Raw genomic sequence first — 23,224 nt, forward strand, 5'->3', positions numbered from 1 at the left:
GGTCTGTTCTTTCTTGTTCATGGATCTGCAGCCGACGCCGGCCTGCTGCGCTAAGTCTCACGTGTTGGAGACTTCATCACCACGGGATCGGGCCGCTCGCGCCCGAGAATGTCCCTGTCGGGCCGTCCGGACCGAGCAGCGCCACGCGCACCGCCTCGCGGGCGCCCTCTTCGACGCTCTCTGTGCCCGCATATCCGTTGAGGTTCGTCTTGGTGAAGCCCGGGGAGACGGCGTTGACCCTGATCCCCTCCGGCTCCAGCTCGATCGCCATGGCGACGGTCAATGCATTGAGGGCGGTCTTGGACGCGGGGTAGACGGGGCCGAAGATCGCGCGGTAGGCGAAGGCCGGGTCCGAGTTCCTCGCCAGCGACCCGACGCCGCTCGACACGTTGACGATGCGGGCGCCCGGCGTCTCCCGCAGCAACGGCAGCATTGCCTGGTAGACGGCGAGAACGCCGAAGACGTTGGTTTCCCACACCGCGCGCATTTCATCGAGCGACACATTGCTCGGGCGGGTGGTCTTTGCATATTCCTCGACGGATTGGCCGGCCCGCTTGTTCGTATTCGAGATCGCCGCGTTCTGGATAAGCGCGTCGAGGCGGCCAAACTCCTTGCGAACGCGCGCCGCCGCGGCGGCGATCGAAGCCTGATCCGTCACGTCGAGCTGGAGCGCGTGCGCGTCCGGCCCAACCTCCTTGGCCGCCGCCTCGCCGCGTTCGAGATTGCGCGACCCGACGAGAACGGTGAAGCCCTGCGCGACGAGATCCCTAGCGATTTGCAGACCGATTCCTTGATTGGCGCCGGTAACGAGTGCGACGGGTTTGTTTGGCATTGTCATCTCCTTCGAGTGGGTATTGTCCTACCCTTCAGTCCCACGAATGTTGGGCTTCCGGGCGCTGTCTTTGGGCGCTATGCGGCGGCGCGTTCGGCGTTGGGCCGGCGGCGCAGATCGGCCTTCAGGATCGCCGGCGGATTGTAGGCCGCCTCATTCAATCCGACGTCGGTTCCAGGCGGGACGATCTGATCGACCCGGTCCAGAACCTCGTCGCTGAGACGAAGCTCGGCGCCGGCGAGCAGATCGTCGAGATGCGCCATCGTGCGCGGCCCGAGGATGGCCGACGTTACGCCAGGATGCGCCATCACGAAGGCCATCGCCATATGGGTGAGCGACAGCCCCGCTTCTTCCGCCAGCGGGATGAGCTGTTCGACCGCCTCCAGACTGCGCGCGTCGGACATCTGCCGGGGAAGGTATTTCACCCGTAGGCTGTCGGGCAGCGGCTGTCCCTTGCGGTAGCGTCCGGTGAGCAGGCCCTTCGACAACGGGCTCCAAACCATCGCGCCCATTCCGTAACGCTCGCACGCCGGCAGCACCTCACGCTCGATGCCGCGATCCAGGATCGAATACGGCGGCTGTTCCGTGCGAAAACGCGCCAGCCCGCGCCGCTCGGCAACCCATTGCGCTTCGACGATCTCCGATGCCGGGAAGGTCGAGGAGCCGATCGCGCGAACCTTGCCCGCGCACACGAGATCGGTGAACGCCGACAAGGTCTCTTCGATGTCGGTGTCCGGCGCTGGCCGATGGATCTGGTAGAGGTCGATGGCGTCGGTCTGCAGGCGGCGCAGCGAGTTGTCCACCGCCTGCATGATCCAACGCCGCGACGCGCCCTGCTGGTTGGGATCGTCGCCCATCGGCCCATGGACTTTGGTCGCGAGCACGATCTTGTCGCGCCGCCCCTTCAGCGCCTTGCCGACGATCTCTTCGGACTCGCCGGCGCTGTAGCGGTCGGCCGTGTCGATGAAGTTGATGCCGAAGTCCAACGCCTTGTGAATGACGCGGATGCAGTCGTCGTGATCGGAATTGGCGATGCCGCCGAACATCATAGCGCCCAGGCAATAGGGGCTGACCTTGATGCCGGTTCGGCCCAACGAGCGATATTCCATGGTAATCTCCATTGTGGGTTGCTGTGGCCAAAGCCGCCGCGTTGCGTTATGGGTGTTAAATGGAACGTGATTCCGATTATACGGAACGTTGTTCCGTTTAGCAAGCGTGTTGTGATGGGCGGCAAACCGAAGAAGCAGGATGAGGGTTCAAAACCGAGCGAAAGCGCGGACCGTCCCGTGCGCGCCGACGCGCGGCGCAATATCGACACGTTGCTCCAGACGGCGATGGCGGTGTTCAAAACCTCCGGCGTGGACGCGCCGGTGCGGGAGATCGCCGAGAAGGCCGGCGTTGGCGTCGGCACCGTTTACCGCCACTTTCCGCAGCGCTCCGACCTCATCGCGGCCGTCTTCCGTCGTGAAATCGACGCCTGCGCGGACGCTGCGGCCGTTTTGGCCGCCGAGCACGCGCCCGGCGAGGCGCTCGCGCGATGGATGCAGCGTTACGTGGATTTCATCGCGGCCAAGCGCGGACTCGCCACGGCCCTCCATTCAGGAGACCCGGCATATGGCGCCTTGCCCGCTTACTTCCAGAAGCGGCAGGAACCCGCGCTTCGGGCGCTGCTTGAATCGGCGACAGCCGCTGGCGCGGTCCGCACCGATATCGCCGCCGCCGATCTTTTGAACGCAGTCGCGAGCTTGAGCATGCACGCCTACAATCAGGGACCCGAACATGCGCGACGCATGGTCGCCCTGCTCGTCGACGGGCTGCGCTACGGCGCGCGCCCATCGGGCAACGCGCCTTAAATCAGGCGGCTCGGATCCGGACGGCGCCGAGGCTCGCGCTGCTTCGACCTATTGCAGACCGCCTGAGCCAATGTCACGTTCGGCGGTCGGAGGGTCAGCCGTGAGCCGTGAAACAGAGATTGCCGGTTATGAGGACCGCGTTCGAGCGAGCTTCGCCAAGCAGGGGTTGATGAGCACCTTGGGCGCCACGCTCGTCAGCGTCGCGCCCGGTCTCGTCGAGATTGCGCTCAGCCCCACGCCGGCGGTCGCGCAACAGCACGGCTTTGTTCACGCGGGCGCCGTCAGCGCCATCGCCGATACGGCGGCCGGCTATGCCGCTCTCAGCCTGATGCCGCCGGACAGGGGCGTGCTGACGACCGAGTTCAAGATCAATCTCGTCGCGCCCGCAGTCGGCGATCGCATCCTGGCGCGCGGCAGGGTGGTCAAGGCCGGCCGCACCTTGACGCTTGCCCAGACAGAGGTGTTCGCCGAGAGCGGGGGACAGCAGAAGCTGATCGCGCTGCTCACCGCGACATTGATGGCGCTCGAAGGGCGGCAAGGAATCAGTGATTGAGCGGGGTTTGCAACGATGCGTCCCGTCTTGCCTCATAGCGCATCGTCGTCGACCTCTTGATGATTTGGTAAGTACGGGCGCCTCGCCGCAATTGCGCGCGACCGGCGAATACGACGGCCGGTTGAGAATGACCGCAACGGGAGAGCGGTCAAAACGCGCGCGCCACATTCATATGTTCAACGGGGCGTTGTCGATGACTTCCTTCATCACGAAGAAAGTCCGCGTCTGCCGCACGCCCGGCAAGGCGATCAACTTCTCACTGTGGAGCCGGTTGAAATCGGCCATGTCGCGCACGCGAATTTTGAGGAAATAGTCGAAGTCGCCGGCGACGAGGTGGCAGTCCAGGATCATGGGTATGGATCGGGTCGCTTTTTCAAAAGCGGCGAAGCTCTCCGGCGTTGAACGATCCAGAACGACCCCCACGATCACCAGAGATCCTCGATCGACCTTGTGAGGGGCGATTTGCGCGCGCACCGCGCTGACGTAACCCTCTTCGAACAGCCGCTGCATCCTACGATGGCAGGTCGCGGCGCTGGTGTTCACCCGCATGGCGATCTCGGCGTTGGCCATGCGCCCGTCCGCCTGCAACAGGCGGAGAATTTTGAAATCGATTTTGTCGAGTCGATCAGCGATGAGAGAATCTTCCGTTTATTAGCAAACTATTGGATGATATCCGCTCATGGCGGTCATCCGACGATAGGATACTGCAATCAGACCGAGCAAGTCGAGAGCACATTTCGCTTTGTTTTTGGTAGCGTACCGGCATCGTCATCATAAGGAGGCGGCTGCGATGCTGTCGAAATTTGAACGCTACCCGTTGACCTTCGGTCCCAGTCCGATTGAAAAGCTGTCCCGATTGACCGCGCATTTGGGCGGCGATGTCGAGATTTTCGCCAAGCGCGAAGACTGCAATTCCGGCCTGGCCTTCGGCGGCAACAAGCTGCGCAAGCTCGAATATATCGTGCCCGACGCCATCGCGGCCAATGCGGATACGCTGGTCTCCATCGGCGGAGTGCAATCGAACCACACGCGCATGGTGGCGGCGGTCGCGGCGAAGATCGGGATGAAATGCCGGCTGATCCAGGAGAGCTGGGTTCCGCACGAGGATGCGGTCTACGACCGGGTGGGAAACATCCTGCTCTCCCGCATCATGGGCGCCGAGATCCAGTTGGTGGATGAAGGGTTCGACATCGGCATCCGCGAGAGTTGGACGGCGGCGCTTGAGGATGTGAAGGCCAAGGGCGGCAAGCCATACGCGATCCCGGCGGGCGCCTCGGTGCACAAGTTCGGCGGCCTGGGCTATGTCGGGTTCGCAGAGGAGGTGCGGGCGCAGGAAAAAGAGATGGGCGTGAAATTCGACTTCATCATCGTCTGCACCGTCACCGGCTCGACCCATGCCGGCATGGTGGTGGGCTTTGCCGCCGATGGCCGCGCACGCCATGTCATCGGTATCGACGCCTCGTGCACCCCCATGCAGACCAAGGCGCAGGTGCTCGACATCGCGCAAAAGACTTCGGCCCTGGTCGGCGGCAGGGACATCACGGCGGACGACATCGTTCTGCTGGAGGATTACGCCTATCCGGTCTATGGCGTGCCGTCGAAGGAGACCGTTGCGGCGATACGCATGTCCGCACGGCTGGAAGGGATGATCACCGACCCTGTCTACGAGGGCAAGTCGATGCAGGGTATGATCGACCTCGTCCAAAAAGGGTTCTTCCCAAGAGGATCGAAGGTGCTCTTCGCCCATCTGGGAGGCGCGCCGGCGCTCAACGGTTACAGCTACACGTTTCGCAACGGCTGACGCGCCTCAGAACAACCCGCTTTATGCTGGCTCCGCGCGCCGACGGTCGGTTGAGCGCTATAGCGAAAGACCGCTCGCGGTCGATTCCGGGCATTCGCGGACGGAGCCGCGCGCTTTCGCGGCTCCTCTTCGCGACTATCCCTCGAAATCGTAATCGTCGAAGTCGTCGGCGCGGCCCGGCGGCAGGGGCTGCGGATTCAAGGCGATGACGATTGCGCTGGTCGATGGGGCGACCGTCGTCGCGGTGACATCGGCGGGGATCGGATTGGCGTTCGCCGCGATCGTTCCGGCGGCGATGAAAGCGCAGGCAAGACCGGCCGCGCACAGTTTCAAGAAGATATTCATGCTAGGCTCCTCTGGCTGAACGGCCCAGGTGGGTCGCTGTTGGGCGTTACGGTCTGCGCCCACGGCGCCGACGCAGCCCGCGCCCCGCCACGCCCCCTCATTGCGCCGCAGCAAAAGTTCTGATCGAATTCGCCCGGACATTCCCTGGGGGGCCGTCTTCGGCCCGTTCTCGCAAGACCGGAGCAAAAGCGTGAAACTCTCCTCGAAACTGGCGGCCCTGGCGTTTGCCGGCCTTCTCGCGTCCGCGGCGTCGGCGGCCGCCGCCAAGCCCCTGTTCGTCTATGTCTCGCCCAATGCGCTGGGCGTCGACGATTTCCTCAAGCTCGGCAAGGCCGGCACGGATCGGGTCGCCCAGGCGCTCGGCGCCGACGCCAAGACCTATGAGAGCACCGATCCGACGACGCAGCGGCAGAATCTCGAAGCCGCCGCCAAGGCGGGCGCCGCGGTGGTGATCGCGATCGGTTTCGAATTCAACGACATGCTGCCCGACGTCGCCGCCGCCTATCCCAATGTGAAATTCCTGCAGATCGATTCCTGCCCGTTCGGCAAGATGAAGCCCAACATCTATTGCTCGGTGTTCCGCGAATATGAGGCGAGCTTCCTCACCGGCGCCGAGGCCGCGCTGACCACCAAGACAGGCAAGGTCGGCGCGATCAGCGCGCTCGATATCCCGTTCCTGCATCGCTACACCGACGCCTTCATTCAAGGCGCCAAACAGGCCAAGCCCGACGTCAAGATTTCCCCGACGCTGTGGGTCGGCGGCAATAGCCCGTTCCAGGATCCCGCGCGCGGCCAGGAGCGCGCCGCCGCGATGCTCGCCGACGGCGCCGACCGCATTCTGGCGGCGGGGGCCGGCTCGAACGGCGGCATCTTCAAGGCGGTGGAAGACGCGCCCGGCGCGGCCTCTTTCGGCGTCGACGTCAATCAATGCCCGCAGTCGCCAGGCTTCGTGATGGACAATGTCGAAAAGAAAACCGACATCGCCGTCGAACTCGCGGTCAAAGGCATTGTCGCGGGCACGCAGCCGCCGATCGCCGCGCTTGGCTTGAAGGAAGGCGGCATGGCGCTGACCGGCCTTGGCGACGCCGTGAAGGATTCCAAATGCACGATCGCCGATTTCCCCGAGGCGATCGCCAAGGTGAAAGCCCTGCGCGACCAGATCGTCAGCGGCGCGCTCGTGATCGCTGATCCGATGGCGGCGAAATAAGCGCGGCCGAGGTCGCGCCGCCCCTCATCCGACCTTCGCTAACGCGAAGGCCACCTTCTCCCGCTTCGCGAGAGAAGGAAGACGCGCACCCCTTCTCTCGCGAAGCGGGAGAAGGTGCCCGGCGGAGCCGGGCGGATGAGGGGCGGCGCAAGCCTTGCAGGTCGTTGACAAGCTCTCATCGGTGAAACACGCTCCCTCATGCCCAACGACGGATCCCTCCCAACCGCTTCGCCCCCCGCCGCCCCCGAGCTCTCAGCGACCGGCATCGTCAAGCGCTACGGCGCCTTGCTCGCCAACGATCATATCGATCTCTCCGTCGCGCGCGGCGAGATTCATGCCGTCATGGGCGAGAACGGCGCCGGCAAATCCACCCTGATGAGCATTCTCTACGGGCTGCAACAGCCCGACGAAGGTCGGGTGCTGCTGCGCGGCGAGGAAGTGCATTTCCGCTCGGCGCTCGACGCGATCGGCAAGGGCATGGGCATGGTCCACCAGGCGTTCAAACTGTTCCATTCGCTGAGCGTCTGGGAGAATATCGTCTATGGCGCGGAGCCGCGCCGCGGCGTGTTCATCGATCGGGCAGCCGCGCGGCGCGCCGTCGCCGATCTCGCGGCCCGCCATCGCCTCGCCGTCGATCCCGACGCGATCGTATCGAAACTTTCCGTCGGCGTGCGCCAGCGCGTGGAAATCCTGAAAGCGCTCTACCGCGATGCGCGCATCCTCATTCTCGACGAGCCGACCGCCGTGCTGACGCCGCAGGAGCGCGACAGCCTGTTCGCGGTGATGCGCCATCTCGCCGCCGAAGGACGCACCATCCTGTTCGTCACGCATAAGCTGCATGAGGTGATGGCGATCACCGATCGCGTCACCGTGCTGCGCGATGGCCGCGTGGTCGAGCGGATGACCACGGCCGAGACCAATCCGCGCGAGATCGTGCGCGCGATGACCGGGCGCAGCGTCAGCCTGACGGTCGAGAAGGGGCTCTCGCATCCCGGCGCGACGCTGCTGGAGGCGATCGACCTCACCATCGCCGCGCCGGGCGGCAAGCCGCTCGTCGACAAGATCGCGCTGAAGGTGCGCGGTGGCGAGATCGTCGGGCTCGCCGGCGTCGCGGGCAACGGTCAGAGCGAACTTGTCGAGGCGCTGGTCGGCCTCCGGCGCCTCGATGGCGGCAAGGTGCTGGTTGGCGGAATCGACGTGACGGATTCCGATGTCGCGGCGCGGCGCGCGGCGGGAATCGCCTATATTCCCGAGGATCGCGCCAGCGTCGGGTCGGCGCTCGCCGCCAGCGCCGCCGACAATCTCGCGATGGGTTTTCACCGCACGCCGCCGCTCGCGCGCGGCGGCCTGATCGACGCGGCGGCTGTGGCGAGGCGGGCGCGCGCGCTGATCGCCAAATTCGGCGTCAAGATCGCAAGCGAGAGCGCGCCGGTTGGATCGCTGTCGGGCGGCAATTTGCAGAAGGTTGTCGTCGCGCGCGAATTGTCGCATGCGGCGCCCGCTTTGATCGCCGAACAGCCGACGCGCGGCGTCGATGTCGGCGCCATTGAATTCATCCATGGCCAGCTCGTCGCCGAGCGCGCCGCCGGGCGCGCCGTGCTGCTCGTTTCGTCCGAGCTCAGCGAAATTCTCGCGCTCAGCGATCGCATCCTGGTGATGTATGAGGGGCGCGTCCTCGCCGATGTGCCGCAAGACAAGGCCAATGAGGAAACGCTCGGCCTGCTGATGGCCGGACGCGCGCCGGAGGCCGCGTGAGCGCAGCCCCGCAGCCGGATGCGCGCGCCCTATCGCGCTGGCGCCCGCCATCGGCGGCGATCGCCATTCTGTTCGCCGCGCTCGTCGGCGGCGCGCTGGTCCTCGCTTCCGGCGTCAATCCGGCCGAAGCCTATGCCCAGATTTTCATGGGCGCTTTCGCTCTCGACAATTGGCCCAATACGCTGAATTGGGCGACGCCGCTGGTCGGCATGACGCTGGTCGCGGCGATCCCGCTGCGCGGCGGCATGATCAACCTTGGCGGCGACGGGCAGTTGATCATCGGCGCGCTGGTCGCGGCGATCGTCGCGATCTATTTGCCAGGCCCCGGCCCGCTGGTGGCGATCGCCGCGCTGATCGCCGCCGCCGTCGCCGCCGGGCTCTATGCGGCGCTCGCCGCCTGGGGCGAGACGCGCCATGGCGTGCCCATGCTGATATCGAGCCTGCTGCTGAGCTATCCCGCGGTCGGCGTCGCCTCCTATATCGTGCGCTTCCCCCTGCGCGACACGACGACCGGCCTGCCGCAGACCGCGCTCGTTCCCGAAGGCGCGCGTCTGATGGCGCTGAACGGCGTGCTGAATGTCGGCCTCATCCTCATCGCGGCGATCGCAGCGCTCGTCCTGTTCGTCGACCGGCGCACGGTCGTCGGCTACGAGCTGCACATGCGCGGGATCAATTTGCGCTTTGCCGGCTATGGCGGCGTGCGTCTCGACCGGCAGGCGATGCGAATCATGTTCGTCAGCGGCGCCATCGCCGGGCTCGTCGGCGCCATCATCGTGCTCGGCTCGCAATTCCGTTTCATCGACGACGTGTTGCTCACGCCCTCCTACACCTGGTCGGGACTGATGGCGGCGCTGCTCGCCAATGGCGAGCCGGCCGGCGCGATCCTCGCCGGCCTGTTCTTCGCCGCTTTGCAGACCGGCGGCTTCGCCATGCAGCGCGAGACCTCGGTGCCGCGCGTGCTGACGATGGTGCTGCAATCGATCGTCATCCTGTTTCTGGCGGTTCGCCACGGCGCCGGGAAGAGCCGGGAATGAGCGGCCTCATCACGCCTTTCCTCATGCAATCGGCAGTCCAGGCGATCACGCCGATCCTGCTGGCTTCGCTGGCCGGCGTGCTATGCGGACGCGTCGGCGTTTTCAATATGGCGCTCGAAGGGCAGATGCTGATCGGCGCTTTCGCGGGCGTCGTCGGCAGCTATGTCACGCATAGCGCGGCTGGCGGCGTCGCGGCGGCGATGCTCGCCGCGGTCGTTTTCTCGCTGATCCTCGCCTATGGCGCGACGATCTTTCGCGGCGATTCGGTGGTGATCTGCATCGGCATGAATTTGCTCGCCTCCGGCCTCACCGCCTATCTCCTGCGCGTGATGTTCGGGGTCAGCGGCACATTCAGCGACCCGGCGATCGTCAGTCTCGCCAAGATCCGCATCACGGCGATCCAGGACATTCCGATCGTCGGCTGGGGCTTCGCACGGCAGACGCCGCTCACCTGGGCGGCCTGGGCGCTGGTCGCGATCGTCAGCGTCGTTCTGTTCAAGACGCCGCTCGGCCTGCGCCTGCGCGGCGTCGGCGAGCAGCCCGACGCCGCCGAGACTTTGGGAATCGACGTACGCGCCTATCGCGTCGTGACCGTTCTTGTCGCTGGCGCGCTCGCCGGGCTTGCCGGCGCGCAGCTTTCGCTCGGCGCGGTCAGCGTCTTCGCCGAAGACATGACCGCCGGGCGCGGCTGGATCGCGGTGGTGGCGGTGATGCTCGGGCGCCGCAACCCGCTCTACGCGGCGGCCGCCTGCGTGCTGTTCGGCTTCGCCGACGCTTTCAGCGTCAAGCTGCAAAGCCAGGGATTGCCCAATCAATTGACCGACATCTCGCCCTATGTGGTGACGCTCGCCGCGCTCGTGCTCAGCCATCGCCGACGCACGCGCGCGCTTGTCTCGCCCGAAGTCGCAGCGGCGACGCCGGGCGGCATGGCCGAGCCGCAGGCGGATGCGCGATGATGGTTTTGCGCACTCCGTTTGGAGAGCGGCGCGGTGCCATCGCCGTGCTCGCGGTAAAGGGCAAGCCGCTTCGCGGTCGCTTCGCGACCCGTGACCGCTCTGCGCGACGATGGCCTTTTGCTCACCATGTCCTTTTGGTGAGCGAAGCGGCCCGCAGGCCGCTCTCGCGCACCAAAAGGACATGGATGCCATTTGCCGCGCCGACGCGACGCAGTCACCCGAAGGGCCGAAACGAAGTGGAGGAGCGGCGCAGCCGCTTGACGGCGGCTCGGCGGCGTGGCGGGAGATAAGCCGCCGGAGCCCCTCGTAGAGTCAGGACAGCCCCCCATGACCCAACCCTGCCGCATGATCCTCGACGTCGACACCGGCATCGACGACGCCATGGCCATTCTCTATGCGCTCAACCGGCCGGGCATTCGCCTCGAAGCGCTGACGACAACTTTTGGCAACACCGACGTCGACACGGCGACCGGCAACACGCTGCGGATTCTCGAACTCGCCGGGCGCGCCGACATTCCCGTCGCGCGCGGCTCCGGGCGCGCGCTGCTGCGCCCGTTCGTCAAGGGCGCCGATCATGTGCATGGCGCCAATGGCCTTGGCGACGTGATCCTGCCGGCGCCCAAAGCGCGCCCGGTCGCCGAACACGCGTCCGATCTCATCATCCGCATGGCGCGCGAGAATCCGGGCGCCATCACGCTCTGCCCTGTCGGTCCGATCACCAATGTCGCGATCGCGCTCGCCAAGGCGCCCGATATCGCCACGCTGCTCAAGGAGATCGTCATCATGGGCAGCACGATTTTTCATCCCGGCATCCAGGGCATTCCCTCGCCGATGGCTGACGCCAATTTCTGGAACGACCCGGAAGCGGCCCAGATCGTGCTGCGCTCGGGCGCGAAAATCGTGCTCGTCGGCATGGATGTGACGATGGGCGTGCGGCTCACCGCCGTGATGCGCGAGGAGATTGCGCGCGAGGGCGGGCGCGTCGGCGCGACGATGATGAAAATCGCCCAGTTCTATGTCGATTCCTACGCGGCTATGTATCCCGGCATTGACGGCTGCGGCCTGCACGATCCGCTCGCGGTGGCGATCGCGGAGGACCCGTCGCTCGCTGCGACCGAGCGCATGTGCGTAGACATCGAGCTTGCCGGCGCGCTGACGCGCGGCCAGACCGTCGCCGACCGCCGGCGCACGGCGGCCGACCGGCGTAATGCGGATGTGTGCATGCAGGCCGACGGCGAGCGCTTCTCCCGCCGTTTCGTCGACGCGCTCAAGAGTTTCTCGGCTTAGAAACGGAGACCGCCCTGCCGCCAATCCTCAGCCGCTCGAAATTCCCGTGCGAGCTTTTCGGTCGCCCGCGCCAGAAAGCCCGCGTCGACGCCCTCCACCGCCGCGATCTCTTCGAGCTTGTCCAGCGCTTCCTGGGTTTCAACCTGCACCAGGAGGTAGAGTTGTCGTTGCTGGCCGGCCGGACCACCGCCGCAACGGGATAGGCCGCGATGGCCTGAAGTTGGGCCAGCACGGTCAGGGGATCGCCCGGCGAGTGCTCGGTGTCGAACAGCAGCCAGTCAAAGCCGGATCTGGCTAATGCTTCGGCCGCGTAGGCGCCGGGGAGGGGGCGCCACAGTCCGATCTGCTGGCGGCCCTCGGCGAGCGCGCGTTTGAAGAGATTGGCAGGGAGGTCCATGATAACCTCAAAGAAATGAGACGCCGATGGCGCCGAGTGGACCATAATCCGCGTGGATGACATCGCGGGCTGCGATATCGACAGGCCGGGTGAAGGAGCCCGCCAGAACGATCTGGCCTTTCGTCAACTTGGCGCCGACGGCGTGGAGTTTATTGACGAGCCAGGCAATGCCGGCGGCCGGATGGCCCATAATAGCCGCCGAAACGCCGGATTCCTCGATGATCCCGTTTTTCGAAAGGGTCGCGCCGACCCAGCGGATGTCGACGTCCATCGGCCGGATCGAACGCCCGCCGACCACAATGGCGCCAAAGGCGGCGTTGTCGGCGATCGTGTCGGTAATCGCACGCGGAACCTCAGTTCGGTAATCGATGATCTCAAGCGCGGGCACGACCAATTCTGTCGCGCGCATCACGTCATAAATGCGCTTTCCAGGACCCTCCAGATCCTCGCCCATGATGAAGGCGAGTTCGACCTCAAGCCGCGGCTTCAGAAAGCTTGCGGCCGGGATTTGCGCGCCGTCATTGTAGATGGCGTTGTCGAATATGCGGCCGTAATCCGGCTCGGTCATTTTGGAGGCCATCTGCATGGCGCGGGACGTGAGCCCGATCTTGTGGCCCGCCACGCCGACGCCAGCGGCGATTTTCGCCTCCGCCCAGAGATCCTGGATTCGATAAGCGTCTGCGATCTCGATGTTCGGAAAGGTTTTGCTGAGTTGCGGGATGGCCTTGCGCTCGCGCTCGGCTCGCACGAGTTGTTCGGCGCCGCGGCGTCGCGCTTCTTCAGTCAGCATCGAAATCTCCGAAAGGATTCGCTAGATGCATGAAAAATAAAAGGGAGCTGTCGGGCTATTTGATCGGCGGCTTGGGTAATATCGCCTCGCCCGGCTCCATGACGTAGGTGTAATCCAGGGAATACCATGGCGAGCGGATTCTGGCGTCCGACGGGTGCGGCGCGTCGTGACGCAGATAGTCGCCCAAAAGCGCCTTCGTGACGCCAAATTGCGGGTCGGTGTCGATATGCGGGTCCTCGGGATCGTAGACCTGCGAGATCAGGACCTTGAAGCCTGGCTTGACGATAAGGGCATGCAGGTGCGCCGGGCGATAGGGATGCCGGTTCTGTGCTTTCAGAAGCCGTCCGACGACGCCGTCGGTCGGAATGGGGTAGCCGACCATTTTGACCGTCGTGAACCAGAAACGGCCGTCGTCATCGGTGGTGAACTTGCCGCGCAGATTCATGTCAGCCTGTTCGGGGTCTTGATTCTCATAGAGGCCAATGGGCGAGGCGTGCCAGATGTCGACTTCGGCGCCGGCGATCGGTTCGCCAGCCTGATCCAACACGCGTGCGTTGACCAGCAAGGAGGCTCCCGGCGTATCCGATCGAATGATCGCGCCGCCATTGGCGACGTGCGGTGAATTCAGCCGCCAGAACGGGCCAAGCAGCGATTGTGACGTCTCCGCATTGCCATCTTCGCCATTGTTGAGGAGGCAGACGAGAGAGGACGCGCCGAGTGAGCCCGCCATCAGCACGAATTCGTTATGCGTGTCCGTCGTCAGCTTGCCCATCTCGCTGAGGATGGCGGCGGCCTCGCGAAACTCGATTTCGGTCAGCCTCGCGTCACGGATGAATCCGTGCAGATGCTTGATCAGCGACGTCATGATTTCGCGCAAGCGAGGGTTCGCGCCGCGCTCCATCGCGGCGAGCGCGTCGGACGTGACGTCGTCCAAGGTCCTGATGATCATCACTTCCTCCCGAAGCGATCGTCTCACAAATAATCGATTATATGTCAAGTGAACGTCGAGTTGGATCCTTGTGGCCTGAGAGTTTGAATGTCGATCATCATGTTATTAATTTGATATTAAACGAATTTTTGTCACGGAAGGCCATCGTTCGCTTTCTCAGGCTTATCAGTCGCGACAATAATTTGACAATAATAATCGTTTATTGTACCTTATATCGATTATTTTGCGGTCCGATGAAATACGCATTCGGGGGCGGGAATGTCTGAGATGGCGGCCGGATTGGCTCGACAGCGGGCGAAAGACTGCTCATGAACAACGCGCCTGAGGCGCTGGGGATCGTTCCGCCGCCCGGGTCGAGGTCGACCCTTGCGGTCCGCCCGATCACGTTGACAATGCGTGGGCCGCCAGGCGCCGGATCCGACGAGGCCGGCAACACGAAAGCTTCGCGACTGGTCGACCGTCTGCGCGAAGCGATCCTGTCGGGCGAGTTGACGCCGGGTTCGAAGATCAATCTCGAAATTGTCCGGCGCCAATTCGACGTCAGTCTTAGTCCGCTGCGGGAGGCGCTGGCGCGCCTGATCGCCTTGGGGCTCGTCGAACTTCAGGATAACCGCGGTTACTCCGTCGCGCCGGTCTCATTGAGCAATTTGGCCGAGATCACGCGGCTGCGCGTCGAATTCGAGAGCCTCGCGCTATCGGCCGCGATTGCGGCCGGCGATCTGAAATGGGAAAGCGAGGTCATGCGCGCCTTGCATCAGATGAATGGCATCGCGCGCGACCCCGCCGATCCCGCGACATTGCGCGCCTGGGAACACGCCCATCGCGATTTCCACATGATTCTTCTGGCGGGTTGCGCGATGCCGTTGCTGCTTAATTTTTGCCTTATGCTGCACAATCTGAACGACCGCTATCGCCGCGTTTTTCTCATCGCGCGGGGCGGCGACCGGAATGTCGCGGCCGAGCATAGCGAGATCGCCCAGGGCGCCGTCGCGCGCGATTCCGAATATGCCTGCGCCAGCCTGCGTGCGCACATTCTGCGCACAGGCGCCAATCTGCGCACCCGCCTGTCCGACCAGCTTCAGCCGTGATCAGGGGAAACGCGAACCCATGAATCTCCGCCACGCGTCGCCGCCGCCGCTCGGCATCGCGCATTTTACGACGATCAATGTGGAGCCGGCAAGCTTTGTCGAGATGGCGGCGCGCGTCGGTTACGCCGCCGTCGGGCTGAGGCTCTATCCCGCCTTTCCCGGGGCGCCCTTTTACGAGATCGCGCCGGGAAGCGCGCTTATACGCGACATGCGCGCCCGCCTCGCTGGCGCCGGCCTGACCGTCTACGATATTGAATTTGTGACCATCGACGCCGGCTTTGAGCCGGAAAGCCTGAAGCCGGTGCTGGAAAGCGCCGCGGAGCTTGGGGCCAGACGTCTCAGCCTTTGCGGCGACGACCCGGATCGGTCCCGTCTCATCGCCAATTTCGCCGCGCTCTGCGATCTCGCGGCGCCCTTTGGCATGGGCGTCGATCTCGAAGGCATGGCGTGGCGCAAGGTCGCGAGCTTCCTCGACGCGGTGCGGATCGTAACGGCGGCGGACCGCCCGAACGGGGGTGCGCTCGTCGACGCCCTGCATCTTGCGCGCACCGGCGGGTCGCCGGCGGATGTGAGGAGCGCATCAGCCAGCCTGATCCGAAGCGCGCAATTATGCGACGCGCCTGCAACGCGCCCGCCCACCGAGACAGCGATCATTCAAGAGGCGCGATCGGGACGACTGCCGCCCGGCGAGGGCGACCTGCCTTTGCGGGAACTGCTGGCGGCGCTTCCAGAAACGGTCGTGCTTTCCGTGGAAGTACCGATCGCCGGTGAAACTTCGCCCGAACGCCATGCGCGACGTATCTTTGAGGCGACGCAGCGCCTGTTCAGGGTCTGCCGCGACGCCGCCGATGGCCATGGAGGGGCGACAAGCGCCGGATAGGAATGAGCAAGGAAACGCGCAAGGCTATCCGCTCGCCCCGCAAAGGCTTGCGCGTTTGATTGATGACGGCAAGGAGCGGGCGATAGGCAAAAGACGAAGGAAGCTTTCCGGACCAAGCGATCACGGATGGCCAACACAAGAGAAAACAGGGAGATGCGTCCATGAGCAATCCAATGGCGGCTGCGGCCCCACTTTCCGCGACGCGGCCCCAAAGCCGCACCTATGTTCGGTTCGGCATCCTCGCTCTGCTCGCTGTCGGCACGATGATCAATTACCTCGATCGCACGGTTCTTGGTATCGCAGCGCCGTCGCTGACCAAAGATCTCGGCATCGACGCGACCGCCATGGGCGTGGTGTTCTCGGCCTTTTCCTGGACCTATGCGATTGCGCAGATTCCCGGCGGCGTGTTTCTCGACAGGTTCGGGTCGAAGCTGACCTATTTCCTGTCGATCACTTTCTGGTCGCTGTTTACGCTCCTGCAATCCCTAGCGACAGGACTCTATTCGCTGTTGTTCTTCCGCTTCGGTCTCGGCGTCTCCGAAGCGCCGTGCTTTCCCACCAATAGCCGCATCGTCGGCGCCTGGTTTCCCCAATCCGAGCGTGCTCGCGCGACCGGCGTCTATACGGTGGGCGAATATGTCGGCTTGGCTTTGTTCAGCCCGCTACTGTTCTGGATCATGAGTCAGTGGAGCTGGCACGCCTTGTTCATCGTGGTCGGCGTCGCTGGCATCGCCTTCGGCGCCGTCTGGTGGTTTTGCTATTGCGAACCCGCCGACAGCCGGTCGGCGAACCAGGCGGAACTGGACTATATCGCCGTCGGCGGCGGCCTCGCCAAGGAGGCGGTGGATAAGGTCCCGTTCTCCTGGGAGAATGTCGGGCGGCTCCTCTCTTATCGTCAGATATGGGGCGCCGGCATCGGCCAGTTCGCGGGCAATTCGACGCTTGTTTTCTTCCTCACCTGGTTCCCGACCTATCTCGCCAACGAGCGTCACATGGGATGGGTCAAGGTCGGCTTCTTCGCCATCATGCCCTTCATCGCCGCGGCGATCGGCGTGATCGCGGGCGGCGTCGTTTCGGACAAACTGCTTACCGCGACGGGCTCGGCCAATATCGCGCGCAAGCTGCCGATCATCGCGGGGTTGCTGCTCGCGTCCTGTATCGTCGCCGCTAATTATGTCGGCAGCGATTCCGCCGTCATCGCCGTCTTGTCAATCGCCTTCTTCGGGCAGGGCATGGTCGGGCTGGGCTGGACGCTGATCTCGGACATCGCGCCGAAAAAGCTCATGGGCCTGACGGGCGGCCTGTTCAACTTCGCCTCCAATCTCGCCGGCATCGTCACGCCATTGGCGATCGGCTTCATCGTCAACGCGACCGGCTCTTTCGTTGGCGCCCTCGCCTTCGTCGGCGCCATCGCGCTGATCGGCGCACTGTCGTATATTTTCATCCTCGGCGATGTAAGGCGCATCGAGATGGATTGATTCTTCGCGAGCTTTGTATGGCGGCGGCCCGCGCTTCTGTAGTCTTGCTCCGCCTCACCCCAACAGCCGATAGGCCGGCAGCGTCAGGAATTCCTCGAAGTCGGCGCTCAGCGACATGTCGGAGAAGAGCTTGATCGCGTCGCCGAAACGCCCTGATTCATAGGCGGTCGCGCCGACGCTTTCGCGCACTTTGGCCATTTCGTCGGCATAGACCGATGTGAATAGAGCCGGCGTCACCACGCGGCCGTCGTCGAGGTGGGCGGCGAGCTTCAGCCATTGCCAGATCTGGGCGCGCGAGATTTCCGCCGTCGCGGCGTCCTCCATCAGATGGTAGAGCGGCACGGCGCCGCGGCCGCGCAGCCAGGCCTCGATATATTGCACGCCGACGCGCATGTTTTCGCGCAGGCCGCCCTCGGTGCGCACGCCTTCATGCACCTGCAGCAGCTCTTCGCGCGTGACGGCGACATCGTCGCGTTTGACGCCGAGCTGATTGGGTCCAGGCATCAGCCGGTCGAACACTTCGCGCGCCACCGGCACGAGATCGGGATGGGCGACCCAGGTGCCGTCATGGCCGTTGGTCGCCTCGCGCTCCTTGTCGGCGCGCACTTTGGCGAAGGCGGCCTCGTTGGCCTTTGGGTCGCCCTTGACCGGGATCTGCGCAGCCATGCCGCCCATCGCGAAAGCGCCGCGCCGATGGCAGGTCTTGATCAGCAGCAGCGAATAGCTCGCAAGAAACGCCTTGCCCATCGTCATCGCCGCGCGGTCGGGCGTCAGGAACTTCGCATTCTTGCCGAGCCGTTTGATATAGGAAAAAATATAGTCCCAGCGGCCGCAATTGAGGCCGGCCATATGGTCGCGCAATTCGTAGATGATTTCATCCATCTCGAAAGCGGCGGGCAGCGTTTCGATCAGCACCGTCGCCTTGAAAGTTCCGGCGGCGACGCCGAGCTTTTCCTGCGCAAACAGAAACACATCGTTCCACAGCCGCGCCTCGAGATGGCTCTCCATCTTGGGCAGGTAGAAAGCCGGCGTCGCGCCCAGCGCGATCTGCGCCTTGGCGTTGTGGAAGACATAGAGGCCGAAGTCGAACAAAGCGCCCGACATTTCCTCGCCATCGACGGTGACATGGCGCTCGGGAAGATGCCAGCCGCGCGGGCGCACCATCAGCACGGCGGGATCGGCGCCGAGCCTGTAGCTCTTGCCGTTGCCCGCATCGGTGAAATCGATCTTGCCGGCCCAGCGGTCTCTAAGGTTGATCTGGCCCTCGATCATATTGGCGTAGACGGGGGAAGTGGCGTCCTCGAAATCGGCCATGAACACTTTGGCGCCGGAATTCAACGCATTGACGATCATCTTGCGGTCGACCGGGCCGGTGATTTCGACGCGGCGGTCGAGAAGATCGGCGGGGATGTCGGCGACCCGCCAGTCGCTGTCGCGGATCGCCCGGGTCTGGCTGAGAAAATCCGGCGTTTCGCCCGCGTCGAACAGCTTCTGGCGCGCGGCGCGCTTGTCCAGCAATTCGCGCCGGCGCGCGTCGAAGCTGCGATGCAGCCCGGCGAGAAAGGCGAGGGCGGCCGGGGTCAGGATTTCGTCGAAACGCGGCCCCTGCGGACCAAGGACCGCAACGCCGGCGGCGGGATCGATCAGGGTGGAAATGCTCATTGGCGCCCTCTTTGCCGCATCAAAAGCGGCTTGGGCACGTCGTATAGAGCATTTTGCGGCGATGTGGAGGGCCCCCGGCGTCACGAAAGCGGGAGGCGCACGTCAAATGCGCCGCTCCGGCTCGGCCGGGGCGGCGCTTGTCGCGGGCGTTCAGCCGTGCACGCTGTGGCGCGCCGTCCGCGCCCGAGCGGCGCGGGAATCGGCCAGATGCGGCGTCGGGTCTTCGTCGAGCGGCCGGGCCGTGAAATCGACCAGGTCCTGGCGGGAAAGACCGATGTCGCGCAGCTCATATTCGGAAAGGCCGGCAAGCTGCGAAAGCGTGCGCCTGGCTTCAAGGACGCGCGAAGGCCACAGCACCGCGCGCACAATCCCGGCGCCAAGGGCTGACAGCAGGGGGCGATGGCTCCGGCCGTCGTCGGGGCAGGTGGGGGCGAAACTATTCATCGGACTTCTCCTTCGGGCAAAGCGATCCCGTCCGCCGCCAAGAGGCGCTGCGCGTCGGTCTCGTTTGTTGATGCCCTGAATATGCCGAATTTCTATTGATCGGTCCAACGAATGTTTGTAGAGTAACCCATCGCGTTTCAGGATCATTCGTCATGCTCGACACCGACCAGCTCCGTTCCTTCCTCGCCATTGTCGACACCGGTTCCTTCACCCGCGCCGCCGAGCGCGTGAACAAGACGCAATCGGCCGTCTCCATGCATGTGCGCCGGCTTGAGGAGCAGCTTGGCTGCGCGCTTTTCGTCAAACAGGGCCGCGGCGCCCGCCTCTCCGAAGAGGGCGAGAAACTGATCGATTTCGCGCGCCGCATGATGCAGATTGAGGCGGGGGCGATGGCGGCTTTGTCGCGCAAGGGGCTTAGCGGCCGCGTCAGGCTGGGCATACCGGACGATTATACCGAATTCTTCCTCGCCGACATTCTGACGCGCTTTTGCCAGCGCCATCCCCTCGTCGAAACCTCTGTCGTATGCGACGCCTCGATGTCGCTGGCGCCGGCGGTGCGCGCGCGCGCGCTCGACCTTGCCGTCGTCACGGACACCGAGGGCATGCAGGACGTCGAAGTCATCCGCGAGGATCGGCTGGTTTGGGTCGCTTCAAAGCGGTTCCAGCACGCTCCCGATGCGCCTTTGCCGCTGGCCTTGTCCAGCACGATCTGCGTCTGGCGCAAAGTGGCGGAAGAGGCGCTGCGCAATTGCAATCGCGCCACCCGGCCGCTGCTCGCCTCGAATAATTATTCGGCGATCGCGCCGGTCGTGCGCGCGGGCCTCGCCGTGACGATCCTGCCGCTCGGCACGGTGCCTGCCGATTTGCGCGTGCTCGGGCCGGAATTTGGCCTGCCCCACCTGCCGACATCGCGCATGGGCCTCATCCGCGCCCCCGGCCACCAGTCCCACGAAGCCGCCGCCCTGGCGGACGCGATCCGCGCGACGATCGGAGAATTGAAGCAAGCGGCGGCGGCGTGAGGGACGCCCGCGGCTCGATCGTCACAGATCATCGTTGTCAGGGTTCAATCCGTACGGTATGTTAGCTGGAAAAGGAGTTCGAGATGGCGCGCATCGCGATCGAGAATGATCGGATCGATCTTCGAATCCGGCCCGACGACAAAGCGTTGCTCACGCGCGCCGCCGCCTTGGAGAGGCTCGACCTCACAGGCTTCATTTTACGTACCGTGCTACCGAAAGCTCGATCCGTTGTCAAAAATGCGGGGCGGGTTGTTTTGTCGGATCGAGATACATTGCGCGTTCTTGATCTGCTTGAGAATCCGCCTGCTCCGTCCGTTCGCTTGGCGCGCGCCGCGAAGGCTGCTCAGACTCTTCCGTGACCGCGATCGCTTGGCAAGATGTCGCGATCGGCAAGCATCACAATCGCAAAGATTTCGATTGCGGCGTCGACGATCTCAATCTGTATTTGGCGCGGTTTGCACGGCAGAATCACGAGAGCGGCGGGGCGAAAACTTTTGTGGCGGTTACGGAGGCTGCGTCCGCGCAAATCCTCGGCTTCTATTCGTTGAGCCCGGCGTCGCTCGATTATGCTCGCACGCCTGACGTCGCTCGCCGCGGCCTTGCGAGATACGAAGTTCCGGTATTCCGACTCGGCCGTTTGGCTGTCGATCGCTCCTCACAGGGAAGGGGATTGGGCGGTGGATTGCTTCTACGCGCCGCAGAGCGCTGCATAGCGGTCGCGGAGGAGGTTGGCGGCGTCGCGTTGCTGATCGACGCCAAGGACGATCAAGCCGTGGCTTGGTATGAGGGCTATGGAGCTGTTCGATTGCACGATGCTTCCCTGTCGCTGGTGTTGCCATTCGCGACCGTTCGAACGGCTTTGCTCCGACGAGACGGATAGCGCGCGTTTGACCTCACCGCTCGTCGACAACCGCACCCCAGCCCCATTGCAGCAACGGCAGCGCCTGTTTGCCGAAGGCGACGAGGTCGTCGATCAAGGCTGGCTTGGCGAGCCGCGCCGCCGCGATCGGCTTTGAGCCGATGAAGGACTTCTTCATCACCGCCGCGGCGATCTTGGGGTCGGTCACCGTCTCGAAGCCGCGCGGCAGCCGCGTCAGGCTCTCGTCGTCCCTCATGCCGATCCCGGCCTTATCAAGCCCTTTCATCACCTTCTCGTAATCCTTCGGCGCGCGCGCGATGGCGCGCCGCAGCCGGGCGAGATCGTCGGGCTCGGGGTGATAGAAGCCCGCCGCGACAAAGCATCCGTCGGGCGCGATATGGATGTAGAAAAGCCCTTTGTCGTTCTTGGCGCCGCCACGCGTCAGCACAGCGCCGGCATGGGTCTTGTAAGGGCTCTTGTCCTTGGCGAAGCGGATGTCACGATTGAGGCGAAACAGCGAGGCCTTGCGGTCGCCCTTTAGCGGCACGCCCGCTTTGGCGAAGGCGGCGGACAGGTCTTCGATGAGGTCGCCGAACGGCGCCTTGATCTGAGATTCATAAGTCGCGCGATTCTCGTCGAACCATTCCTTCGTCTGATGGAAGCCGAGCGCCTTGAAGAAGGGCAGCGCGTCGGCGCCAAATCCTTTGAAACTCATGCTGGCTTCCTCTCCGGCGCGCCCTGCGGCCTCGGCCCGCCGCAGGCCCAATCGAGCAGTTCGGCGGTGTGAACGATCGGGATCGCTGTTCCCCCCGCGATTTGCGTGATGCAGCCGATATTGCCGGCGGCGATGATGTCGGGCTTCACGCGCGCGATATTGGCGACTTTGCGCGCGCGCAATTGCCCGGCGATTTCCGGCTGCAGGATATTATAGGTGCCCGCCGAGCCGCAGCAGATATGGCCTTCGGGCACATCGCGCACAACAAAGCCCGCGCGGCGCAGCAGCGCCTTGGGCTCGTTCATGATCTTCTGCCCATGCTGCATCGAGCAAGCCGAATGATAGGCGACGATAAGCCCGTTCGGATGGGCGAAGGTCAGATCGAGACCGCTGAGATATTCTGTCACGTCCTTGGCGAGCGCCGAAATGCGCGCCGCCTTTTCGGCGTAAAGCAGATCGTCGCGCAGCATGAAACCATAGTCTTTGATCGTGGTGCCGCAGCCGGACGCCGTGACGACGATCGCCTCAAGGCCGCCGTCCTCGATTTCTCGCGTCCAGGCGTCGATATTGGCGCGGGCCTGGGCCAATGAGCGCGCCTCCAGCCCCATATGATGGGTCAGCGAGCCGCAGCAGGCCTCGCCCTTGGGCAGAACGACATCGATTCCGGCGCGGTTGATCAGCCGGATCGTCGCGGCGTTGATCTGCGGCGCCAGCACCGCTTGGGCGCAGCCAGTCAGTAGCGCGACGCGGCGGCGTTTGCCGTGCGCCGTCGCGGCGGGAAAGGCGCCAGGGCCTTCGGTGGCGACGCGCGCGGGCAATTGCGCGGGGGCAAGCGCCAGCATGGCTGTCAGCCGCGCGCCGAGTTTCGGAATGCGCGCGACGACGGGCGCCAGCGGCCTGCCGATCCGCGCCATCAGCAGCGCCGCGCGAAACAGGTTGCGTGACGGCAGGACGCGGGCAAGCGTCGCGCGCATCAGGCGGTCGGCGAGCGGGCGCTGATAGCTCGCTTCGATATAGGCGCGCGCGTGATCGACGAGATGCATGTAATGGACGCCTGACGGGCAGGTCGTCATGCAGGCCAGGCACGAGAGACACCGATCGACATGCTTGACAACCTCGGCCGGCGGCGGCCGGTTGTTTTCGAGCATATCCTTGATGAGATAGATGCGGCCGCGCGGACTGTCGAGCTCGTCGCCGAGCAGCAGATAGGTCGGACAGGTCGCGGTGCAAAAACCGCAATGGACGCAGGAGCGGATGACTTTTTCCGACGCCTGCATATGCGGGTCGGCGAGCAGGGTGGGGGAGAAGTTGGTCTGCATC

Annotated in this window: 25 protein-coding genes and 1 pseudogene; 14 read left to right on the forward strand and 12 right to left on the reverse strand. The window is 64.4% G+C overall.

What is annotated here, in order from left to right:
* Positions 1-76: 76 nt before the first annotated feature.
* Entirely contained in the window at positions 77-832 is a 756-nt protein-coding gene (locus GSQ90_RS25385; protein WP_158817763.1) for an SDR family oxidoreductase, read from the reverse strand.
* 77 nt (positions 833-909) lie between these two features.
* A complete protein-coding gene (locus GSQ90_RS25390) occupies positions 910-1,941 on the reverse strand; it encodes an aldo/keto reductase (RefSeq protein WP_158817764.1) in 1,032 nt (343 codons plus the stop codon).
* Between the two features lie 114 nt (positions 1,942-2,055).
* Here GSQ90_RS25390 and GSQ90_RS25395 point away from each other — a divergent pair, with 114 nt between their 5' ends.
* Together GSQ90_RS25395 and GSQ90_RS25400 are read left to right on the forward strand one after the other, a co-directional pair.
* On the forward strand, positions 2,056-2,685 hold the full coding sequence (locus tag GSQ90_RS25395; protein WP_158817765.1) for a TetR/AcrR family transcriptional regulator: 630 nt from the start codon (positions 2,056-2,058) through the stop codon (positions 2,683-2,685).
* 100 nt (positions 2,686-2,785) lie between these two features.
* Positions 2,786-3,238 carry a PaaI family thioesterase gene (locus GSQ90_RS25400; protein ID WP_246731771.1) on the forward strand — a complete coding sequence of 151 codons (453 nt, stop codon included), beginning with the start codon at positions 2,786-2,788 and terminating at the stop codon, positions 3,236-3,238.
* A gap of 168 nt (positions 3,239-3,406) precedes the next feature.
* Here the strand turns inward: GSQ90_RS25400 and GSQ90_RS25405 are convergent, their stop codons facing one another.
* The gene (locus GSQ90_RS25405) at positions 3,407-3,871 is read right to left on the reverse strand and encodes an Lrp/AsnC family transcriptional regulator (protein WP_158818167.1); all 465 of its coding nucleotides are present in this window, start codon (positions 3,869-3,871) and stop codon (positions 3,407-3,409) included.
* Between the two features lie 157 nt (positions 3,872-4,028).
* On the opposite strand from GSQ90_RS25405, the gene GSQ90_RS25410 reads away from it, so the two are divergent.
* Complete coding sequence (locus GSQ90_RS25410) at positions 4,029-5,039, forward strand: 1-aminocyclopropane-1-carboxylate deaminase (RefSeq protein ID WP_158817767.1); 1,011 nt, start codon at positions 4,029-4,031, stop codon at positions 5,037-5,039.
* A 135-nt stretch (positions 5,040-5,174) separates the two neighbouring features.
* Here the strand turns inward: GSQ90_RS25410 and GSQ90_RS25415 are convergent, their stop codons facing one another.
* Positions 5,175-5,384, reverse strand: coding sequence for a hypothetical protein (locus GSQ90_RS25415; RefSeq protein ID WP_158817768.1), 210 nt, complete (start codon positions 5,382-5,384; stop codon positions 5,175-5,177).
* Between the two features lie 190 nt (positions 5,385-5,574).
* On the opposite strand from GSQ90_RS25415, the gene GSQ90_RS25420 reads away from it, so the two are divergent.
* From GSQ90_RS25420 to GSQ90_RS25440, 5 genes are all read left to right on the forward strand, one after another.
* The gene (locus GSQ90_RS25420) at positions 5,575-6,591 is read left to right on the forward strand and encodes a BMP family ABC transporter substrate-binding protein (protein WP_246731772.1); all 1,017 of its coding nucleotides are present in this window, start codon (positions 5,575-5,577) and stop codon (positions 6,589-6,591) included.
* A gap of 198 nt (positions 6,592-6,789) precedes the next feature.
* Positions 6,790-8,346, forward strand: coding sequence for an ABC transporter ATP-binding protein (locus GSQ90_RS25425; protein WP_158817769.1), 1,557 nt, complete (start codon positions 6,790-6,792; stop codon positions 8,344-8,346).
* Positions 8,343-9,380: an ABC transporter permease gene (locus tag GSQ90_RS25430; protein ID WP_246731773.1), complete on the forward strand. Its 1,038-nt coding sequence runs from the start codon at positions 8,343-8,345 to the stop codon at positions 9,378-9,380. Before GSQ90_RS25425 ends, GSQ90_RS25430 begins: the two co-directional genes overlap by 4 nt.
* Positions 9,377-10,336, forward strand: coding sequence for an ABC transporter permease (locus GSQ90_RS25435; RefSeq protein WP_158817770.1), 960 nt, complete (start codon positions 9,377-9,379; stop codon positions 10,334-10,336). The genes GSQ90_RS25430 and GSQ90_RS25435 overlap by 4 nt, the downstream gene beginning before the upstream one ends.
* 327 nt (positions 10,337-10,663) lie before the next feature.
* Entirely contained in the window at positions 10,664-11,623 is a 960-nt protein-coding gene (locus tag GSQ90_RS25440; RefSeq protein ID WP_158817771.1) for a nucleoside hydrolase, read from the forward strand.
* On the opposite strand, the gene GSQ90_RS32950 is transcribed toward GSQ90_RS25440, so the two are convergent.
* The 4 genes and pseudogenes from GSQ90_RS32950 to GSQ90_RS25455 all read right to left on the reverse strand — a co-directional run bounded on the left by GSQ90_RS32950 (position 11,620) and on the right by GSQ90_RS25455 (position 13,759).
* Positions 11,620-11,772 carry a hypothetical protein gene (locus GSQ90_RS32950; RefSeq protein WP_371418452.1) on the reverse strand — a complete coding sequence of 51 codons (153 nt, stop codon included), beginning with the start codon at positions 11,770-11,772 and terminating at the stop codon, positions 11,620-11,622. The genes GSQ90_RS25440 and GSQ90_RS32950 overlap by 4 nt on opposite strands.
* A 14-nt stretch (positions 11,773-11,786) precedes the next feature.
* A pseudogene (locus GSQ90_RS25445) lies at positions 11,787-12,020 on the reverse strand (aldolase/citrate lyase family protein); the annotation flags it as partial.
* Positions 12,021-12,027: 7 nt separating this feature from the next.
* The gene (locus tag GSQ90_RS25450) at positions 12,028-12,810 is read right to left on the reverse strand and encodes a fumarylacetoacetate hydrolase family protein (RefSeq protein ID WP_158817772.1); all 783 of its coding nucleotides are present in this window, start codon (positions 12,808-12,810) and stop codon (positions 12,028-12,030) included.
* 55 nt (positions 12,811-12,865) lie between these two features.
* A complete protein-coding gene (locus tag GSQ90_RS25455) occupies positions 12,866-13,759 on the reverse strand; it encodes a dioxygenase (RefSeq protein ID WP_158817773.1) in 894 nt (297 codons plus the stop codon).
* A 392-nt stretch (positions 13,760-14,151) separates the two neighbouring features.
* Here GSQ90_RS25455 and GSQ90_RS25460 point away from each other — a divergent pair, with 392 nt between their 5' ends.
* The 3 genes from GSQ90_RS25460 (at position 14,152) to GSQ90_RS25470 (ending at position 17,205) form a co-directional block, all read left to right on the forward strand.
* Positions 14,152-14,847: a GntR family transcriptional regulator gene (locus GSQ90_RS25460; protein ID WP_158818170.1), complete on the forward strand. Its 696-nt coding sequence runs from the start codon at positions 14,152-14,154 to the stop codon at positions 14,845-14,847.
* A 19-nt stretch (positions 14,848-14,866) separates the two neighbouring features.
* Positions 14,867-15,727: a sugar phosphate isomerase/epimerase gene (locus GSQ90_RS25465; protein ID WP_158817774.1), complete on the forward strand. Its 861-nt coding sequence runs from the start codon at positions 14,867-14,869 to the stop codon at positions 15,725-15,727.
* Positions 15,728-15,888: 161 nt separating this feature from the next.
* The gene (locus GSQ90_RS25470; RefSeq protein ID WP_158817775.1) at positions 15,889-17,205 is read left to right on the forward strand and encodes an MFS transporter; all 1,317 of its coding nucleotides are present in this window, start codon (positions 15,889-15,891) and stop codon (positions 17,203-17,205) included.
* A 54-nt stretch (positions 17,206-17,259) separates the two neighbouring features.
* Here the strand turns inward: GSQ90_RS25470 and aceB are convergent, their stop codons facing one another.
* Both aceB and GSQ90_RS25480 read right to left on the reverse strand, forming a co-directional pair.
* On the reverse strand, positions 17,260-18,867 hold the full coding sequence (gene aceB, locus GSQ90_RS25475; protein WP_158817776.1) for a malate synthase A: 1,608 nt from the start codon (positions 18,865-18,867) through the stop codon (positions 17,260-17,262).
* A gap of 150 nt (positions 18,868-19,017) precedes the next feature.
* Positions 19,018-19,311: a DUF1127 domain-containing protein gene (locus GSQ90_RS25480; protein ID WP_158817777.1), complete on the reverse strand. Its 294-nt coding sequence runs from the start codon at positions 19,309-19,311 to the stop codon at positions 19,018-19,020.
* A 152-nt stretch (positions 19,312-19,463) separates the two neighbouring features.
* On the opposite strand from GSQ90_RS25480, the gene GSQ90_RS25485 reads away from it, so the two are divergent.
* From GSQ90_RS25485 to GSQ90_RS25495, 3 genes are all read left to right on the forward strand, one after another.
* Positions 19,464-20,330 (forward strand): LysR family transcriptional regulator, encoded by an 867-nt coding sequence (locus GSQ90_RS25485; RefSeq protein WP_158817778.1) that lies wholly within the window; start codon positions 19,464-19,466, stop codon positions 20,328-20,330.
* An 83-nt stretch (positions 20,331-20,413) separates the two neighbouring features.
* Complete coding sequence (locus GSQ90_RS25490; protein WP_158817779.1) at positions 20,414-20,689, forward strand: DUF1778 domain-containing protein; 276 nt, start codon at positions 20,414-20,416, stop codon at positions 20,687-20,689.
* Complete coding sequence (locus GSQ90_RS25495; protein WP_158817780.1) at positions 20,686-21,210, forward strand: GNAT family N-acetyltransferase; 525 nt, start codon at positions 20,686-20,688, stop codon at positions 21,208-21,210. The genes GSQ90_RS25490 and GSQ90_RS25495 overlap by 4 nt, the downstream gene beginning before the upstream one ends.
* 13 nt (positions 21,211-21,223) lie before the next feature.
* On the opposite strand, the gene GSQ90_RS25500 is transcribed toward GSQ90_RS25495, so the two are convergent.
* Positions 21,224-21,904 (reverse strand): TIGR02453 family protein, encoded by a 681-nt coding sequence (locus tag GSQ90_RS25500; RefSeq protein ID WP_158817781.1) that lies wholly within the window; start codon positions 21,902-21,904, stop codon positions 21,224-21,226.
* Entirely contained in the window at positions 21,901-23,223 is a 1,323-nt protein-coding gene (glcF, locus tag GSQ90_RS25505; protein WP_158817782.1) for a glycolate oxidase subunit GlcF, read from the reverse strand. Before glcF ends, GSQ90_RS25500 begins: the two co-directional genes overlap by 4 nt.
* Position 23,224 lies beyond the last annotated feature (1 nt).

Source organism: Methylocapsa sp. S129 (assembly GCF_009765995.1).
GTDB lineage: Bacteria > Pseudomonadota > Alphaproteobacteria > Rhizobiales > Beijerinckiaceae > Roseiarcus.

Excerpts from the sequence above, each read along its gene's own strand:
- GSQ90_RS25385 (WP_158817763.1), bottom strand. The coding sequence starts at position 832 with ATGCCAAACAAACCCGTCGCACTCGTTACCGGCGCCAATCAAGGAATC.
- GSQ90_RS25390 (WP_158817764.1), bottom strand. The coding sequence starts at position 1,941 with ATGGAATATCGCTCGTTGGGCCGAACCGGCATCAAGGTCAGCCCCTAT.
- GSQ90_RS25395 (WP_158817765.1), top strand. The coding sequence starts at position 2,056 with ATGGGCGGCAAACCGAAGAAGCAGGATGAGGGTTCAAAACCGAGCGAA.
- GSQ90_RS25410 (WP_158817767.1), top strand. The coding sequence starts at position 4,029 with ATGCTGTCGAAATTTGAACGCTACCCGTTGACCTTCGGTCCCAGTCCG.
- GSQ90_RS25415 (WP_158817768.1), bottom strand. The coding sequence starts at position 5,384 with ATGAATATCTTCTTGAAACTGTGCGCGGCCGGTCTTGCCTGCGCTTTC.
- GSQ90_RS25425 (WP_158817769.1), top strand. The coding sequence starts at position 6,790 with ATGCCCAACGACGGATCCCTCCCAACCGCTTCGCCCCCCGCCGCCCCC.
- GSQ90_RS25435 (WP_158817770.1), top strand. The coding sequence starts at position 9,377 with ATGAGCGGCCTCATCACGCCTTTCCTCATGCAATCGGCAGTCCAGGCG.
- GSQ90_RS25440 (WP_158817771.1), top strand. The coding sequence starts at position 10,664 with ATGACCCAACCCTGCCGCATGATCCTCGACGTCGACACCGGCATCGAC.
- GSQ90_RS25450 (WP_158817772.1), bottom strand. The coding sequence starts at position 12,810 with ATGCTGACTGAAGAAGCGCGACGCCGCGGCGCCGAACAACTCGTGCGA.
- GSQ90_RS25455 (WP_158817773.1), bottom strand. The coding sequence starts at position 13,759 with ATGATCATCAGGACCTTGGACGACGTCACGTCCGACGCGCTCGCCGCG.
- GSQ90_RS25460 (WP_158818170.1), top strand. The coding sequence starts at position 14,152 with ATGCGTGGGCCGCCAGGCGCCGGATCCGACGAGGCCGGCAACACGAAA.
- GSQ90_RS25465 (WP_158817774.1), top strand. The coding sequence starts at position 14,867 with ATGAATCTCCGCCACGCGTCGCCGCCGCCGCTCGGCATCGCGCATTTT.
- GSQ90_RS25470 (WP_158817775.1), top strand. The coding sequence starts at position 15,889 with ATGAGCAATCCAATGGCGGCTGCGGCCCCACTTTCCGCGACGCGGCCC.
- aceB (WP_158817776.1), bottom strand. The coding sequence starts at position 18,867 with ATGAGCATTTCCACCCTGATCGATCCCGCCGCCGGCGTTGCGGTCCTT.
- GSQ90_RS25480 (WP_158817777.1), bottom strand. The coding sequence starts at position 19,311 with ATGAATAGTTTCGCCCCCACCTGCCCCGACGACGGCCGGAGCCATCGC.
- GSQ90_RS25485 (WP_158817778.1), top strand. The coding sequence starts at position 19,464 with ATGCTCGACACCGACCAGCTCCGTTCCTTCCTCGCCATTGTCGACACC.
- GSQ90_RS25490 (WP_158817779.1), top strand. The coding sequence starts at position 20,414 with ATGGCGCGCATCGCGATCGAGAATGATCGGATCGATCTTCGAATCCGG.
- GSQ90_RS25500 (WP_158817781.1), bottom strand. The coding sequence starts at position 21,904 with ATGAGTTTCAAAGGATTTGGCGCCGACGCGCTGCCCTTCTTCAAGGCG.
- glcF (WP_158817782.1), bottom strand. The coding sequence starts at position 23,223 with ATGCAGACCAACTTCTCCCCCACCCTGCTCGCCGACCCGCATATGCAG.